At 64.1% G+C, this 354-nt stretch carries 1 pseudogene; it reads left to right on the top strand.

The window, feature by feature from the left end:
* Window positions 1-294: pseudogene (locus EOC06_RS38680) on the top strand (ABC transporter substrate-binding protein); the annotation flags it as partial.
* Between the last annotated feature and the right edge of the window lie 60 nt (window positions 295-354).

The raw sequence follows: 354 nt of genomic DNA, 5'->3' as shown, positions 1-354 counted from the left end.
GTGCTGGCCATGATCAAGAGCTGGGACGCGGCGCTCAAGGACTACAATGCCGACACGCCCGGTGGACGCGCCATCATCGCCAAGGCCGTCGGTTCGGACGTCAAGGACCTCAACACCGCCTTTGACGGCGTACGCTACTACTCACTCGCCGAAAACAAGACGGCGCTGACAGGCGATTTCACCACCAAGACCTTCACCGATGTCGAGGCCGCCGCCAAGAACGCCAAGCTGCTGCAGGCCGATGTGACGCCGGAGCAGATGATCGACCCGGCCTTCGTCAAGGCGGCGGAATGACCAAGGCCGGATCGCGGTGGTGACACAGATGCCCGGGGAGCGATCGGTCCTGCCGCCGGT

Origin of the sequence: Mesorhizobium sp. M7A.F.Ca.MR.362.00.0.0 (assembly GCF_004023175.1) — a bacterium.
Taxonomy (GTDB): Bacteria; Pseudomonadota; Alphaproteobacteria; order Rhizobiales; family Rhizobiaceae; genus Mesorhizobium.
The sequence above is the reverse complement of the archived record's forward strand: the minus strand, read 5'-3'. Positions and strand labels throughout refer to the sequence as shown.